General features: G+C 39.4%; 12 protein-coding genes and 1 pseudogene. 6 read left to right on the plus strand and 7 right to left on the minus strand.

The genetic code is table 11. The features are described from left to right. Window positions 1-40: 40 nt before the first annotated feature. The gene (locus HDE68_RS01435) at window positions 41-799 is read right to left on the minus strand and encodes a LytR/AlgR family response regulator transcription factor (RefSeq protein ID WP_183878188.1); all 759 of its coding nucleotides are present in this window, start codon (window positions 797-799) and stop codon (window positions 41-43) included. Then, window positions 774-1,880, minus strand: a complete 1,107-nt coding sequence (locus tag HDE68_RS01440; RefSeq protein WP_183878190.1) for a sensor histidine kinase — start codon at window positions 1,878-1,880, stop codon at window positions 774-776. The genes HDE68_RS01435 and HDE68_RS01440 overlap by 26 nt, the downstream gene beginning before the upstream one ends. A gap of 305 nt (window positions 1,881-2,185) precedes the next feature. On the opposite strand from HDE68_RS01440, the gene HDE68_RS01445 reads away from it, so the two are divergent. Beyond that, window positions 2,186-4,648, plus strand: coding sequence for an outer membrane beta-barrel family protein (locus tag HDE68_RS01445; protein WP_183878192.1), 2,463 nt, complete (start codon window positions 2,186-2,188; stop codon window positions 4,646-4,648). 1 nt (window position 4,649) lies between these two features. Here the strand turns inward: HDE68_RS01445 and HDE68_RS01450 are convergent, their stop codons facing one another. Then, window positions 4,650-4,964 (minus strand): hypothetical protein, encoded by a 315-nt coding sequence (locus tag HDE68_RS01450; RefSeq protein ID WP_183878194.1) that lies wholly within the window; start codon window positions 4,962-4,964, stop codon window positions 4,650-4,652. 47 nt (window positions 4,965-5,011) lie between these two features. On the opposite strand from HDE68_RS01450, the pseudogene HDE68_RS26680 reads away from it, so the two are divergent. Continuing rightward, window positions 5,012-5,065: pseudogene (locus tag HDE68_RS26680) on the plus strand (hypothetical protein); the annotation flags it as partial. A gap of 358 nt (window positions 5,066-5,423) precedes the next feature. Here HDE68_RS26680 and argH read toward each other — a convergent pair. Both argH and HDE68_RS01465 read right to left on the minus strand, forming a co-directional pair. Then, window positions 5,424-7,037 carry an argininosuccinate lyase gene (argH, locus tag HDE68_RS01460; RefSeq protein ID WP_183878195.1) on the minus strand — a complete coding sequence of 538 codons (1,614 nt, stop codon included), beginning with the start codon at window positions 7,035-7,037 and terminating at the stop codon, window positions 5,424-5,426. Between the two features lie 220 nt (window positions 7,038-7,257). Beyond that, window positions 7,258-7,827: a CPBP family intramembrane glutamic endopeptidase gene (locus HDE68_RS01465; RefSeq protein WP_183878197.1), complete on the minus strand. Its 570-nt coding sequence runs from the start codon at window positions 7,825-7,827 to the stop codon at window positions 7,258-7,260. Window positions 7,828-8,079: 252 nt separating this feature from the next. Here HDE68_RS01465 and HDE68_RS01470 point away from each other — a divergent pair, with 252 nt between their 5' ends. Continuing rightward, on the plus strand, window positions 8,080-8,400 hold the full coding sequence (locus HDE68_RS01470; RefSeq protein WP_183878199.1) for a hypothetical protein: 321 nt from the start codon (window positions 8,080-8,082) through the stop codon (window positions 8,398-8,400). A gap of 80 nt (window positions 8,401-8,480) precedes the next feature. On the opposite strand, the gene HDE68_RS01475 is transcribed toward HDE68_RS01470, so the two are convergent. Next, window positions 8,481-9,275, minus strand: a complete 795-nt coding sequence (locus HDE68_RS01475) for an SDR family NAD(P)-dependent oxidoreductase (RefSeq protein WP_183878201.1) — start codon at window positions 9,273-9,275, stop codon at window positions 8,481-8,483. A 52-nt stretch (window positions 9,276-9,327) separates the two neighbouring features. Further along, window positions 9,328-9,909 carry a TetR/AcrR family transcriptional regulator gene (locus HDE68_RS01480; protein ID WP_183878203.1) on the minus strand — a complete coding sequence of 194 codons (582 nt, stop codon included), beginning with the start codon at window positions 9,907-9,909 and terminating at the stop codon, window positions 9,328-9,330. Window positions 9,910-10,194: 285 nt separating this feature from the next. Here HDE68_RS01480 and treZ point away from each other — a divergent pair, with 285 nt between their 5' ends. The 3 genes from treZ (at window position 10,195) to HDE68_RS01495 (ending at window position 17,164) form a co-directional block, all read left to right on the plus strand. Then, entirely contained in the window at window positions 10,195-12,183 is a 1,989-nt protein-coding gene (gene treZ, locus HDE68_RS01485) for a malto-oligosyltrehalose trehalohydrolase (protein ID WP_260171559.1), read from the plus strand. Further along, on the plus strand, window positions 12,176-16,213 hold the full coding sequence (gene treY / locus HDE68_RS01490) for a malto-oligosyltrehalose synthase (protein ID WP_183878205.1): 4,038 nt from the start codon (window positions 12,176-12,178) through the stop codon (window positions 16,211-16,213). Before treZ ends, treY begins: the two co-directional genes overlap by 8 nt. Window positions 16,214-16,300: 87 nt before the next feature. Further along, complete coding sequence (locus HDE68_RS01495) at window positions 16,301-17,164, plus strand: helix-turn-helix domain-containing protein (RefSeq protein ID WP_183878207.1); 864 nt, start codon at window positions 16,301-16,303, stop codon at window positions 17,162-17,164. Window positions 17,165-17,201 lie beyond the last annotated feature (37 nt).

Genomic DNA, 17,201 nt, shown 5'->3' on the forward strand with positions numbered 1-17,201 from the left:
TCATCCTGTATAATTCTAAGGTTAATGTAAATATACAATTTTAACGGTCCAGCCATTGTTTGAAGATTTTAGATCTGTCCCGGCTCATGACAATCTTTTCGGGCGTTTCTGGATTTAACATCAGTTGCAGCTTCCCGTTAAAATAATTATTAATGCGTGTAATGCTAAAATTGTTAATCAAATATTGACGGCTAACTCTAAAAAAAACGTCCGGATCTAATTGCTCTTCCAGTTCTTCCATCGTAAATGGAATGGTATGATGCTGGTTGTTAGCCATAACAGCCCAGGTTATCCGATGTTCAGTATAGAAATAAGCAACTTCTTTGATCATTACGGTGTAGAATGAGTCTCTGGTAGGGATCAGGAACCTGGCCCGGTAGTTTTTTTGCTGCTGTTTTAAAATAGCTGCTATATCATCCATAACCTGACCCAGATAAGGTGGATGTACAGTCGTTTTAAACTTATGCAGGCTTTTTATAAGATCCTCTTTCTTTATAGGTTTAAGCAGGTAATCGATACTATTCACCTGAAATGCACGTAAGGCATATTCATCAAATGCAGAGGTGAAAATAACAGGACATTTAAATGCCACTTCCGAAAAAATATCAAAACAAAGACCATCTGTTAAACGGACATCTGTAAAAATAAGGTCCGGATGGTGTTGGTTTTTAAACCAGCCGATACTTTCAGTTACACCTTCGAGCATCGCAATGACCTCAATTTCCGGATCAATATCTTCCAGGATACCCTTTAACCTTTTGGCATTATGCAATTCATCTTCTATAATCAGTACTTTCATTTGGTGATGTTTTTAAAGGAAGCAGTGGTATTTTAACTACAAATTCATGAGCTGTCTGAATGATTTCGGGAAGCTTTGCGGATAATAATTTGTAGCGGTTAATAATATTTTTAAGACCAATTTTGGAAGAGCCTATACAGGAGGGTAGCTTTTGTATATTATTGGCAACGCATATAGTATTGCCTGCTGAAGAGATCCTGATATGAAGTGGCTGGCTGCGGGAAGCAATATTATGTTTCACTGCATTTTCAATTAACAGCTGTAAGGTGGTTGGCGGGATTCCCTGGTTCAAAAGATCTTCCTTGATAGTAACCTCAATCTTTAGGTTTTCAGAAAACCTGATTTTAATCAGATAGATATAGGAGGTTATAAAATCCAGTTCTTCTTTTAGGGGAATAACATTTCTCTCCAGGTTATAAAGCATATAACGATGAACCTCCGAAAGACAATCCAGAAATTGCTGCGCTTCTGATTGATTTTCGGCAATCAGACTGGACAAGGTGCTGAAATTGTTAAACATAAAATGCGGATCCAATTGTAGTTTAAGAGATTGTAATTGAGACTGTAAAGTGGTCTGCTTTAATTCGGCGGCCTCAACAATTGCATTTTTCCAATTGAGCAGCAAATAACTGCCAATGTGAACCGCAGTAACAATCAGTGATAACACAATGCTGACAAAGATCATCTGGCGGTAGCCTACCCAATCATTTTCGGCGCCGTCATAATAGGGGGGTACTAAATCTGTAACATACCAAAGTGAAGTCATCACTGCGATCACCAGGACACATTGTATGAAAAGTTGTAAAAAAAAGCGTTTAACAGAAAATTGTACCCATGGCAGCCATTGGTCAAGGTAATAGGAGATAATTATACCGATTTCTGTAATGGCCCAGCCGAGGGTTATGAACCAGATCAGGTCCATAAAAAAGTCCCGGCTTAATTCCGGTTCCAGAATATAGTTCCGCTCACTGATAGGATTGATAATCATCATGGAAAAGATCAGAACTGAGGTGACTATAAGTGGAAGGATTACCCTGAAAATTCCCGAACTGAATATAGATACAGCTTGCTTTGAAGTCATGAATAAGGTTTTAATAAATAAAGAGAATTTCTTTATCAATTTTCAGATCAAATTTAAGCGGATCATATGATCTGATGGAATAGAAAACGACTGAACTTGCCTAAATGATGTATGAATTTACAGTTTAATCGTATAAATCGTTCCCTGACCCAAAATGGTTATCAGATTTAATATCAAAAACAAGTTCAGGAAAGTAAGCTAACAGTTGGCGTATCAATTTAGTAAGCTGGGGTAGTTTAGTGCCCGTGGCTATAGCCTGTTAATCTAATTTGGGCCTATTACTAATTGATTAAAGCCCATTGACTATGCGTTGTTTTTGTTTGATTTTAATCTTGCTGGGTTCATTAACTGCTTTCGCCCAGCAGGACATTACAGGTAAAGTTACTGATCAGCGGAACTTGCCATTACCCGGTGCCACCATTACATTAAGACATCATACAGAGATTAAAATACGCTATTATGCCATTGCGGATTCTTTGGGAAGTTTTAAATTGAAAAATATTAAGGCTGGAAATTATCAGCTTGAGGTTGCTTTTATTACATATAAGAGTCAGGAAAGGACTTTTACCGTAGGAAATGATCCGATAGAAGTTCAGCTTTTTAGACTCATGCCCGAAACTCAGCATTTGGCGGAAGTAACTATTAAAGGAAAAAAACAAGCTATTACCGTTTCAGCTGGCAAAACCACAATGAATGTAGAACAAAGCAACCTGGCCCAAAGTCAGTCGGCTTATGATCTGCTCAAAAGCCTCCCCGGTGTAAGTATCAATAAGGACGGTGATATCCGCATTAAAGGTAAGTCTGGAGTAACGGTGATGATTGATGGGGAACCTGTAGAAATAGGCAGCTCACAGCTCAAAAGTTTGCTTAAAGGTACACCGGGGACTACGCTTCAAACTATGGAAGTGATGACTAATCCTCCATCGGGTTTAGATGCATCCGGAACCGGAGGTGTAATTAACCTGGTCTTCAAAAAGAAGGTTAAAAAGGGTTTTAACGGGACCATGAGTTCTACTGTCAGTAAAGGCAGGTATTACAATACAAACCAGAGTCTCAATCTGACTTATGGTACCGGAAAATGGGAACTAAATGCATTCTATGCTTATAATTTTGAACATAGTCAGAACCGTGACAGCATGTTTAGAAGTCAGGGCACAGACTATGTTACGGGCTTATCTGACCCGGGTAAAAATTACTATATGAGTCAAATGCAGCTTAATCCTGATCAATCAAAAACACATATGATGAAATTTGGCTTAGATCGTCATTTTGAGGAGAAAAACACTTTAGGAATTAACCTGTCTTTTAATGATATCAGAAATCCCACCGATGGGCGCACGGTTACCCGTTTTGGTATGGGAATAGTGGAAGATTCTTTATTAAATCAGCGTAATTACCTGCGTAATACCTTGCGGAACCTGGATTATGGATTAAAGTTTAAACACAGGTTCGATGAGCAGAAAACCCTGAGCGCTTCTGCCCAGTTCAATCATTTGAAGTCGGATGGATTTGAAGATTTTACAATTCATAAAACCTTAGGTTCAGGAATTAGTTTACCTGAGTTGCGTTACCGGAATACCTATCCTTCAAAAATAAACCGGAGGATATTCAAAGCAGACTATGTGCAGGAACTGATGAAAGAAGATCAAAAAACGGGTAAGTTTGAAGCTGGGGTTAAAAGTTCACAAACCCATATCAGTACTTCTCAGTTCAGTGAAAACAGGGTAGGGGGAAATTGGCAGGCAGACCCGCTGCGTAACAATAATTTCAGCTACCGGGAAGCCATTTATGCTGCTTATACTGCTATGGAGTTAAATATGAAACCATGGACTTTTAATGCCGGTTTGCGCGGAGAATATACCCGGGTGAGGGGTAATGCCGGAGCTTATGAAAGCCAGGTCCGCCAAAATTATTTTTCTTTGTTTCCCAATGTACTGATCGGATATAAATTAAGCGAAGCCTACAATTTATCTGTTAGTTTCAACCGCCGGATCGAAAGACCGGATTATGATAAACTGAATCCTGCTGTTCGTTATATAGACTTATATACCACTAAACAGGGAAACCCGGGGCTGAAACCGCAATTCTCTAATAACGTAGAGCTGAACCAGCAGTTTTTCGATTTTATAGACCTTACATTGGGTTATAGTAGTATAAAGGACCCTATTTACTCCACATTGATTACTTCTGCGGGAGCGAAATCTTTTTATACAGCTATGAACACCGGACAGCAGCAGCAATGGGAAGCTTCTTTATCGTTCCCTATTCCCGGTATTGACTGGTGGGAAAATCACCAGAGTTTTTATATCTACTCTTCGCAGTTCAATGCAAATCTTGAAAACAAAGTCTATCGGGCAAAAGCAAACAGTTTTGGTGCGCTTTCCTATAATTCCTTTAAGCTCCCGTCTAATTTCAGCATAGAGTTATCTGCCTGGTATGAGGGAGGTGGATTATTTGCTAACTTCCGCTATAAACCTGTCTCTGAGGTGAGTGCCGGTGTGAGTAAGAAATTATTAAATGATCAGTTGACAGTAGGGGTGGCCGTAACAGATGTCTTTTACGGTGGAAATTATAAAGCCACTGTTTTATCGAATACTCCGGAAATTTCAAATCTGATTTCCAGGACGGACTCCCGGCAGGTGAAATTTAGTTTGAGCTGGAATTTTGGTAAAAAGAGAAAAATAGAAAAGTTGCCGGAGCAAAATTCAGAAGATGATTATCTGCCTGCAGGTAAGAGCAGACAAATTCCAAAGCGGGCAAAACCATAAGTTATTTGTTTACCCGTGTTTTTCGGATTCGGCTAAGTGATTGTGGAGTGATGCCGAGGTAGGAGGCTATATCTGTTAAGGCTACACGCGAAGCAGTCGCTGGTTGCTTCCTTAAAAAAAGTTCATATTTTGCCAAAGCATTGCCGGTTAGGTAAAGATTTTTGATTGTCACCATTTCGGCCATGGACAGCTGTGCAATTTCATCAATCAAGGCTCTTAAATGTGCTTCAAGATCACATGCTGCCTGTAAACCCTGTTTTGCAGGTATATTGCCATACATGCTATATAAAAAAGTCATGAACTGTCCTTCTTCCATAAAATAGTATACGATATCTTTTTCTACAGGGTGAAGTAACTATTTATATCCCTGGTGAACAGCATAAGTTATCTGTTGGTGAAAGTTATTTTATTCCAAAAAATGTACCTCATGCTATTGTTAACAGCTCTGCATCGAAACCTTTTAAAGCACTGGCTATTGCTTCACCAAGCGGGTTTGCCGGGCTGATCAGAAGTGTTGGCATTCCTGCCGGTACAGATGATCAGGAGCCAATGCAAGCACATGATATGCAGCTGGCAGGCAAGATAATGGCTGAACTTGGCGATAGCATTCTTGGCCCTCCGGGTGCACGTCCTTAATTTCCCGATTACTTTTTCCTGTTCTTCAACAGACATATCAGGTCCCTGTAAATGAAAATGAAGGTCTCCAGATGTAGCCGCAGATGTATGTTTTGAATCTGTAATTGCTTTGTGACTCGTGGCAAATGTATAAGAAAATTTATAGGCAATATGCTTTTACCAGTTCCATCAATTCATGATTTTTTATGTCTAAATGTGTATTTTGCTTTTCCAGCCAGCTCGTTTTAGCAGTTACGTCTTTTTGCCCATTGGTTATCATTTGCATTACTGATGCTATTGCCGGCATCCCCGGACCTGTCTTATGCGCTACACTTTGGACTGGATCAAGTACTGTTTGTAATTGTTTTTTTGAAATACTCAGCTGATGCCCTAATCGTTTTTCTGCGATGTCCTGAATCATTGCAATGGTTATCTGGTTGGCAGTTTTCTTTTCTGCTATCGCACGATTAACCACTGATGCAATAATTTCGTGGGCATCCCTGAAATCAAGATTAGCATTCCTGACCAATAAATCTGCAAGATCTGTCATTGTAGAGAAATTCTCTGTGGCATATCTGAGCATGGTTTCCTTATTGACATGTAAAGTACTGACCAGACCGGTCATGGTGTGGGCTGCTGCCAGAAGCGCATCTATAGCTTTAGGTTCAATCATAATTCTAACTCCGCTATGCTGATATTCGATACCATTGAGTGAGGTCAGTATAGACATGAGTTGTCCCGTGGTTATTGCCGCTGCCTTTCGGGTTCTTTCAAGCGCGTCTGGATTCTTTTTCTGAGGCATCATACTGCTTATACCAGCATAAGAGTTGTCCAGCTCTACCGAATTGTATTCATCAGTACTCCATAGCTGCAGTTCTGATGCCAGCCGGCTAAGATCACTCATGAAGATCGCATTGTCGGAAGCAAATTCAGCGATATGATCCCAGCCGGCAGCTCCTTCTATCGTATTAACTACAAGCTGATCAAATCCAAGCAGGCCGGCAACTCTATACCTGTCTAAATTCCAGCTGGTACCACCACTTGCGCCAGATCCTAACGGAGATTGATCCATACGTTCATAAAGCTGAAGATAGCGGTCTAAACTTTTTGCCAGACTTTCGTCAATAGCGGTTAGATAATGAGCCAGTGTGCCCGGTTGTGCTTCTTTTCTATGGGTGTAAATCACCATAACAGTTTGCAAATGGTCTATTGCTTTAGCCTGGATTGCTGTGCGCAGTTGTATAACAGCCCCGATGACTCCGAGAAGCTGATCACGTAAAAACATGCGGTTAATGGTATTATCAAGATCATTGCGGCTGCGGCCGATATGCATTTTTCCACCAACACTGCCAATTTCTTTGATCAGTTGGGCTTCATAAGGAAGGTACACTTGCAGAGATGGGTTTTCTATGGCTAACTTATCTGTTTTGAGCAGACCATTCAATATAATTTTAGCTTCCTGATGGCTAATGATCTTTTGTTCGGCAAGCATGATTACATAGGCTTTATGCAGTAAAGTCTGATAAGGAAATGTGGCGCCTACCAGGTTTTTTGAACTCACTTCATAGTCATAAAGTTCCTGGAATTCGGGCGCCTTTGAACCTGAGGTACGACCGATCCGGCTGGCATCGGGTAAGGGTTTACTTGAAATGTTGTTTGAACTTCCCACTTTATTGCTTTTTTCTTTTATGAATTGCGCTTTCAGGTTTAATGGCAGAAACAGAGACACTGATATTGCAAGGCCGAATGAATAGTAAATTTTAGATTTCATCATGGGTGCAAAATACTAAATATACTGCATTAATGAAACTTAGTTGCATTAATATGGGTGGAAAAATGTGCTTGTGTTTTTAAGGTTTTTATTATTCAGATGAATTTTATTTTCATTTAAAATTGTTATTGTAAACCCTGACCATAAATATGTGTCAGAGACAGCTTATTTAGGAGAGTTTATAGTAGGAGAGAAATTATGATCTACGGTCATTTATCAATTATCAGAGCTGAAAAATAAAACGCTCAATGGTCGCAATTAAGTTTCCGGTCATGTGCATCGTAGTTGATGTATAAATAGACCGGGTATATATCCTGGCATAACCAAATAGAATTGCATCTCCTAAACTCTGTACAATGTCTATGTAAGAAGAATTGGTGTTCAGATAAGTAAAATGATGTAACAGTACAAAAATGCAGGCCTGTACAAAGTTGGCCAGATGCAGATTTTTAAACCACCTGATCATTAGATCGAAGATTCTGGCCCTGAAAAGCAGCTCTTCAACTAAAGGGCCTAAAATCACTGCACCCGTGATGAGTATAATGGATGGTAAAAGCTTGTGGTCCCATTTTGCAATTTCCAGATTACCAGTTTTATATAAAATAAAATCTGTAAGTATTGAATAAACCAGAAATGCCCCAACCCAGATAAAATAGGTAAGCTTAGAAACTGGTTTATTTAAATAGAAAGCTTGCGTAGTTATTTTCTTGTTCCGGATCAGTACCGTAATTGCAATAAGTACAATTATAAAGGGTAAAACCCTTAGGATAGCAGATCTGATTTCCTCGCTCATTGGTTAGTTAATTATTGATATTATTCATTTTATCTAAGCCAAATTATAAGTATAAAATTATAATTATTTCAGTTTAAAATGAACTGTCCGAAATACTATTTGCAATGGTCCATTATGGTCGTTTTTATGAATAATTGTTTTATTTGTAATTATTCTAAATAATGTACAGTTTTGTAAACTGGCATTTTCAAAATGGTTAACAGCAGTACATCTAGAATTTTTGCTCCTATTTTTTAAAATAATACAATCGCAATGTGTAAAACAACAATAGTTAGCCGCGAAGGAGATGTGTGTGTCACACATTGCTTAAATTGTAAAATTGTCAATATTTGGAATAAAGGTGTTTTAGTAGCCTTTTCATTTGAACAGTTTGATGCCTTTTTAAAGGCAACTAAAGATCTTGTATTTGATAATTATATTGAATACAATCCTGACGGGATCGAGGTAGTGATCCTGGCTACACCCTTTTCTGAGGTCAGTCTTGTGTTTACAAGGGTTGAGTGGGATGAATTTTTTGCCGCGCTGAAGCAGGCTGCCTATATGAAGCAGATCTACCAAATGGTACACGATTAGTTACAATGCATCCGATAGTGTACCATTTTGCAGATCTGTCTTTAAACTAATCTGGTGGTGATAAATAGGGTTTTTCAGTATTAAACAATTGTATTCAAAACGCCTCCGTCTGCACGCAGGGCAGAACCATTTGTAGCTATCGATAAAGGACTGGAAAGATATGCCGCAAGATTCGCTATTTCTGAAGGCTCAATAAATCTTTGAAGTAATGATGATGGATTGAAATTGTTCATGATATAGTTTTTTACTTGTGCTATGTCCTGATTCTGGGCTGACGCAATTTGCGTGATTGTTCCGGCTACTCCATCAGAATAGGTAGGGCCGCCTAATATCGTGTTTACGGTTACTTCTGTATTTTTAGTGAGTTTTGACAGGCCATTGCTCACAGCTAACATGGCTGCCTTGGTCATTCCATAGTGAATCATATTTTCAGGAATATTTATAGCAGATTCACTACTGATAAAAATGATTCTTCCCCATCTTTTTTCTAACATTTTTGGTAATAATGATCTTGATAAACGGATTCCGCTTAAGACATTTATTTCGAAAATTTTACTCCAGTCTTCATCTTCAATTTCAACAAATGGCCTGAGCTCAAATATCCCGACATTATTAATCAGAATATCAATTTGCGGCAGTTCTGCTAATAGTTTGCTGACTGCAGCTGTATCAGTGAAATCGGTTGCGATTCCAGAAATATCCGCATCTGGTATTGCTTTGATTAAGCTTTGTATAGCAAGGTCAACTTTTTCTTGTGTTCTGCCATTGATGATCACTTTAGTACCTTCATTAAGTAATTGTTTTGCGATAGCAAATCCAATTCCTTGTGTAGAACCACTAATAAAGGCAGTTTTTGATTTTAATTGTAAGTCCATATGTGTTTAATGTTTATTTTGTATTGATCACTACAGAATTAGCTAAAAAAAATTAGCTTATAATTCCGAGTTGCATTTCGATTTGAGCTATAAGTATTTTATGATCAGGGTACATCCGTCTGGTAACGTTGATACCATTCCATAATGTAATTAAGTACCTGCCTAAAATTGCCGGATCTGTTTGATTTTTAAGTGTACCTTTTTTCTGCGCCTTTTCAATTTCATGCGTAAACATTTCCTCTACTTCTTTCAGGATCATTACCGATTCTTTTTCTAATTCTTCATCTACAAAGGTCATTTCTACTACCGTATTCACAATAATACAGCCCTGAAGATGAGTGTCGTGGTCAGATTTTGCAATACTCCGAAAGAAATCTTTAATGAGATCGATAGGGGATTCGTTTTGTTTCAACTCTGCTTTAAACTGGTTAAATGCTATTCTTCTTTGAAGGATTGCCTTGCGGAAAAGTTCTTTTTTTCCACCTTTAAATGCATTATAGAAGCTGCCGCTTCCTATATCCATCGCTTTGAGCAGATCTTCTAAAGATGTTGCAGTGTATCCTTTCGTCCAAAAAACACTTTGTGCTTTTTGCAAAATTTCCTCGTTATCATATATAGCCGGCCTGCCTCTCATCTTAAATATCTATTTTTGTATTGTTCACTACAAAAATAGATATAAAAATATAAATTGCTGCATTATTATGCTGTTTTTGTAAAATAAGGAATTTCTCAGAATGAATTATCTGAATATAAAATGGTTTGAGTATTCTGTTCTCTGATAGGCAGTTATTATTATACATAATGGTCTTTTTACAACAAATGTAAACATCATTGAATTTCTGATGTTTAAGCTATGCAAATCGGGTGCTACATTTTAAATAGGGAAAAAATTCTACTATACCCCTTGTAAACCAGAAAAATGAACGGCATGGTTTATCTGGTTATGTGCTGCAAACCTGATGATGCGGATAAGCAAGATCATTGTAAAGAAAGAATGGACAGAAAAGCAGAACAAAGAAATATAGGGTTGAATTTTTATAAGGAACCGGATCAGGGTTCATTAAAAGCGCATATTAAGGTATGGGCCCCAAAAGCCAAAACAATGTCTTTGAAAGTAGCAGGGCAGTATATTCCGCTTGAAAAACAAGAACATGGCTACTGGTTTGCTGAAACAGATCAGGTTCAGCCAAAAGACCGGTATTGGTTTGTATTGGATGGAACTGTACAATTAGCTGATCCGGCCTCATTATCTCAGCCAGACGGTGTACACAATGCTTCAGAAGCATTGAACCTGGATTACAAATGGCAGGACAGGGATTGGAAAAATATACCTTTACAAGATTATATCTTTTACGAATTGCATACCGGTACATTCTCAGAATCAGGTGATTTTTCGGGTATCGCAAAACATCTGGATCATTTACTGGACTTAGGGGTTACAGCTATCGAAATTATGCCTGTTGCGGCTTTTCCCGGTACACGGAACTGGGGTTATGATGGCGTATTCCCTTTTGCAGTTCAGAATTCTTATGGAGGGGCTGCAGAATTACAGAAACTAGTTTCCTTATGTCATGAAAAAGGATTGGCTGTTGTACTGGATGTGGTATACAATCATGTAGGTCCGGAAGGAAATTATCTTGGTCAGTTTGGCCCGTATTTTACTGATAAATATCAGACTCCCTGGGGTAATGCGATTAATTTTGATGATCAGGATTGTGACGGGGTAAGGGAATATATTGTCGAAAATGTACTCATGTGGTTCAGGGATTTTCATATTGATGCATTACGTCTGGATGCAGTTCATGCCATTAAAGATTTCAGTGCTGTTCAAATTTTACAAGAGATCAGAACGCAGGTTGATCTGCTCATGCAGGACAGCGGCAGGATACATTACCTGATTGCCGAATCAGATCTGAATGATCCCAGGTTTATATCGTCTGTGACTGAAAATGGCCTGGGCATGAATGCGCAGTGGGTAGATGAATTTCACCATGCCCTGCGGGTAACTGCAGGTGAAAAAAAGATAGGTTACTATTCAGACTTTGAAGGTATAGCACATTTAGCAAAGTCATATCAGGATGCTTATGTATATACCGGTATGTATTCGCCGGAGCGCAAAAAGACATTCGGAAAAAAAGCTGAAGGACATCCTGGAGCGCAGTTTATCGTGTTTTCACAAAACCATGATCAGGTTGGTAACAGAATGCTTGGCGAAAGGTCAGGGACATTATTTAGTTTTGAAATGCAAAAGTTAATGGCTGCAGCAGTATTTTGTTCCCCTTTTCTTCCCATGTTGTTTATGGGAGAAGAATGGGGAGAAGTTAATCCATTCCTTTATTTTATAGACCATACTGATGAGCAAGTCGTGGAAATGGTGCGCAATGGCAGGAAAGCTGAATTTGCTGCGATGCACGGAGCAGGTGAACCCGTAGATCCAAAGGCAGAAACTACATTTAATGCTTCAAAACTGAACTGGACATTATTATCGGGTGAAGGACAGAAAGAAAAAGATACTGAAACAGCCACCAGGAATAGCATTCAGCATAAGTACTTATTTGACTTTTACAAATACATGATCGCATTGAGGAAAAAAAATGTGCTGCTCAGCGCTGGTGATCGTGATGCTGTTCGTGTACAGGTTTTTAAGGAGAAAAATAGTCTTGTACTCGAAAGAGGCCTCACCGCAAGCAAAGAAGTTATAGTTTGCCTGATGAACTTTTCTGACGAAGCTCAGGAACTGATTTTGCCTCCTCATGTCATCACTTATACTAAAATTGCAGATTCCGCAGCGCCCGAATGGATGGGACAATCTGCTGCACCTGCTTATATTCATCCCGAAGCAGGTGAAAGTCAAACTATTCAATTACAACCAGAATCATTTATAGCTTATTCCGCATTTTATGTTTGATCCAATTTCTACTTACCGAATCCAGTTTCACAAAGACTTTACATTTGAAAATTTTCAGCAGATTATCCCTTATTTACAGGAATTAGGCGTGAAAACTATTTATGCCTCACCTGTTTATGAAGCAGTGCCAGGAAGTATGCATGGTTATGATGTAGTAAACCCCGGCAGGATTAACCCGGAAATTGGTACCATAGAACAACTAAGGGATATATCAGCAAAGTTAAAGTCGGCCGGTATTTTTTGGATTCAGGATATTGTACCCAATCATATGGGATTTGATCAGCACAATGCCTGGCTGATGGATGTATTGAAACATGGGGAAGCCTCAGTATACCGCTCTTATTTTGACCTGGTTACTGCGGATTTAAATGAAGAACCTTTAATGGTGCCTTTTTTGGGAGATGATCTTGACACAGTGATTGAAAATGGAGAACTTGAACTGGTTAGTATCAAAGGAGAGCAGTATTTAAAGTATTTTGAAAGCCATTGGCCAGTCCGGGTTGACATTGCTGATGATGTACTGGCAGAACAGCATAAAATAGCTAAGAATGATAAAAAGACAATGGTTAGTATGGTCGCAAAACAACAATACTACCGGCTTTGCAATCCTAAAGAAACTAATGAAAGGATCAATTACCGCAGGTTCTTTACTGTAAATAGCCTGATCTGTCTGAATATCCAGTATGCTGAAGTATTCGAAGAATATCATCGGTTTAGCAAATATTTACTGGATGAAGGGATTATTCATGGACTAAGAATAGACCATGTGGATGGATTGGCTGATCCAACGGGATATCTGCAGCAGTTGCGTACACTTTGTGGTGAAGCTGCCTATATTGTTGTAGAAAAAATTCTGGAACCAGGTGAGGCCTTATTGAACAGCTGGCCTGTTCAGGGTACAACGGGTTATGATTTTTTAGGCCTGGTCAATCAGCTGCACACGAATAAAAAAGCGGAACAGAAGTTTAATACATTTTATAAAGACCTTGGCCAATACAATAAGCCGGTACAACAGCAGATCCTGAAAAAGAAAAGAGCATTCTTAAATTCATTTATGCAGGGCGAGCTGGAAAACCTTTATCAATTAACTTTTTCGCTCAGTTTGTTTGAAGATCAGCAGGTGGATGAGCCGGATATGCTTTTGCTGAAAGAGGTGATCGGTGAGATTCTTGTGCGCTGCCCCGTTTACCGTTTTTACAGCAGCAGTTATCCCTTGTCTGCAGAAGAGAAAAATGCTTTAGAATTGATATTGGATGACCTGGCTGAGGATGTCCGCTATGCCCGGCCGGTTGATATTATCCGACAGGTTTTATTGGAAGGAAACGGTATTTCTCCGGATTATAAGGAAAGAGCAGCTGTTTTTTACAGGCGGCTTATGCAGTTTAGTGGCCCGCTGATGGCTAAAGGTGTTGAGGATACGCTGATGTATACTTATAACCGGTTTATTGGTAACAATGAAGTAGGAGACTCACCTGAAGTATTTGGTATTTCAATCGCTGATTTTCATGAGCAGATCCTGACGCGCCAAAGGTACTGGCCGCAGACTATAAATACCACAGCAACACACGATACCAAAAGGGGAGAAGATGCAAGGGCAAGATTAGTGGTCTTAACTGATTTAAGAAAGGAATGGATTGCTGAAGTAAATAACTGGCAGGAATTGAACCAGGATTTGAAATTAAACGGAAAGCCTGATGCCAATGATGAGTATTTTATCTATCAGACGCTGATTGCTACTTATCCGGAAGAAAATGCCGGCTCAGAAAATTATACAGAAAGATTACTGGAATATATAGAAAAGGCATTGCGGGAATCCAGGCGTAAATCGGAATGGGAAAAACCTGATCTTGAATATGAATTGGCTGCTAAAAACTTTATCACTGGTCTGCTGGATCAGAAGCGGGAATTCTGGAAACGGTTTATCTCTTTTTTTCAAAAAGTAGCTGCTTATGGAAGAATGACTTCTTTATCAACCTTGCTGCTTAAACATCTGCTTCCCGGTGTACCGGATACCTATCAGGGTACAGAATTCTGGGAACTGAGTATGGTTGATCCTGACAACAGGAGACCTGTAGATTATCTATTGCGCGCTGAGACGTTGTCAAAATTCAGAGAGACAGAATTTAAACTCAAAACGTTGTGGCAGCATGGGGCAGATGGACAAGTGAAGCTGTATTTGCTGCAAAAACTGTTAAGATTAAGACAGGACTACGCTTCATTATTCGTTAATGGTTTATACATACCGCTCACAGTAACAGGAAAATATGCTGCAAACGTATTGGCTTTTGCCAGAAGATATAAAGGGGACTGGCTGTTGTGTGCGGTGCCGGTAAATCTGGCTGCGGTCAATAGTGCACCAGGTGCAGCTGATTGGGAAGATACCAGCATTATTATGCCCGAAGGGATACCAGATAAATATTTGAATATACTGGACAGCAATGATGCCGCTGTAAATTGCACCGAAGAGCTAAGGGTTTCTGAATTGTTTGCTGATTTTCCGCTTGGTGTACTGGTATTTCAGAAAAAAGAACATCAAAGAGGGGCTGGCATACTCTTGCATGTGACATCTTTACCTTCTGCTTATGGTATCGGTGATTTTGGCCCGGTTGCTTTGAAGTACCTGTCTTTTCTTTCTGATAACGGGTTAAAGTACTGGCAGGTTTTACCGATGAACCCAATATCCGGTGGTCATGCTTATTCGCCCTATAGTACTACCTCAGTAATGGCTGGCAATACTTTGCTGATTAGCCCTGAAATATTATATGACGAAGGACTGCTTACTAAAGAAGAGCTGGATGGGCATCAGGAAAAGATCAAAAGGAATGTGAGTTATAAAAGGGTAACTGAATTGAAAAATAAGCTGTTCCAAAAGGCTTATCAATCCTGGTTGTCGGGCAGTGGACAGGCCGGCCCCGATTTTCTGGAGTTTTGTAGCAGGGAAGCAAACTGGCTGGACGATTATGCTCTTTTTGAAGTGATCCGTACTTTGCATAATCACAAGCCCTGGTTTGAATGGGCAGAAAAATTAAGGGATAGAGATCTCCGGTCATTGGAAACTCTTGGTGAAAGTCATAGTCAAAGAATCACGGAGATCAAGTGGCAGCAATTTGTATTCTTTGAACAATGGGCAAAGCTGAAGAAGTATGCACAGGCATTGGGAATTAGTATGATTGGGGACGTACCATTTTATACAGCCTTAGATTCTGCAGATGTATGGGTGAATAGAGAATTATTCGCCATAATGGCCGACGGAAAAGCAAAAGGTATAGCTGGTGTACCTCCTGATTATTTCAACGAAGAGGGGCAACTATGGGGTATGCCTGTATATGACTGGAAAAACATGTCATTAAATAATTATAAATGGTGGGCAGACCGCCTTGCTAAAAACCTGGAACTCTATGACCTGGTAAGGCTTGATCATTTTCGTGCATTTTCTGCTTACTGGGTGGTGCCTTCAACCAGCCAGTCTGCCAGGGAAGGGGTTTGGAAGCTTGGGCCCGGTGCTGCTTTTTTTAAAGCCATGTTGCTGCAACTGGGCCGTTTGCCATTTATAGCCGAAGATCTTGGTGAGATCAGCGAAGACGTTTATCACCTGAGAGATCAGTTTGCTTTGCCAGGCATGAAAGTGCTGCAGTTTGCTTTTAGTGAAGATAGTGCAGGCTCTGTTCATATTCCGCACAATTACATGAGTTCGAACTGTGTGGTTTATACCGGTACGCATGACAATAACACAAGTCTTGGCTGGTATGAAGAAGAGGCTGATAATGCAACCAAAAAGCGAATGGAAAGTTATACAGGGATCAGGTTATCCCGGAAAAATGCAGTACAACAAATGATAAGGCTGGCTCTTTCTTCTACGGCAGAAATAGCTATTATTCCTATGCAGGATATTTTAAACAAGCCAGCAAAGGACAGAATGAATACACCAGCCTATACTGATAAAAACTGGATCTGGAGACTGAAACCAAAAGAACTTTCTTCAGTAGTTCTGGATGTACTCAGGGACTATATGAGGCTATATAAGCGTTAAAGCTAAATTTTTTGAGCAATTCGGGTAAAAGAAAATCAGAAAAATTAATAACAATAGAGTTGCTCTTCCAGGCGGGTGATTATCTTTATGGGTATAAGTAAAGATCCAATGGTTGCTATTAAGAATTTTTATCCTCCGGAAAGTTTAAAGGATTATGTTAAATATTTCTGGCATCTGGAAACCCGCGAACTGAATAACACCAGGAAGCGTTTCCAGATTTTTCCTGATGGTTTACCCGGATTATTATTTCATCATAACAATGGCCGGCAGGTATTAGAGTTACCTGATCAGCAGAAACTACCTGTATCGTTTGTCTATAGTCTTTCTACTCATGCTTTTACCAATTATACCAGCAATCAGTTTTCTGCTGTTGGCGTAAGCTTGTATCCATGGGTATTAAATCTGTTCTTTGATATTAATCACATGGAATTCAGCAATCAAATAATAGATCTCAGGGATTTTTGCAGGGCTGCCTTAAATGAAGAAGTGCTTCGGGCTCCCGATGCCGAAACTGCAATTAAAATTTTATCCGGCTATCTTATGCAGAAGTTAAATGGTAAGCGCAGAGAGGACCTGCTGATAAAGGATTCGATAAAGCGAATTAACAATAATAATAATGGAACCTTAATCCGGGATTTAAGTGAAATTTATCAGCTTAGTGAAAGGCAGTTTGAACGTCGTTTTAAACAGACAACAGGTATCAGCCCTTATCAGTATTTCAAAATCACGAGATTTCAGAGCGCACTTAAAAGAATCAATTTCAATCCGGTTGAGAATCTTTCTGCTATTGCTTATGCTGCTGGATTTGCTGATCAATCCCATTTTATCAGAGAGTTCAATCGATATTCGGGGCTTACACCAAATTCGTATTTAAAGATAAAACATCAAAACCAGGCGCTCTTGTCCGGTCATATCCATCAGAATATACCTCAACGGATTTTATTGTCTTAATCATTTCTATGCCGGTTTTATGCTATTATCACAATCG

Source organism: Pedobacter cryoconitis (assembly GCF_014200605.1).
Lineage (GTDB): Bacteria > Bacteroidota > Bacteroidia > Sphingobacteriales > Sphingobacteriaceae > Pedobacter > Pedobacter cryoconitis_B.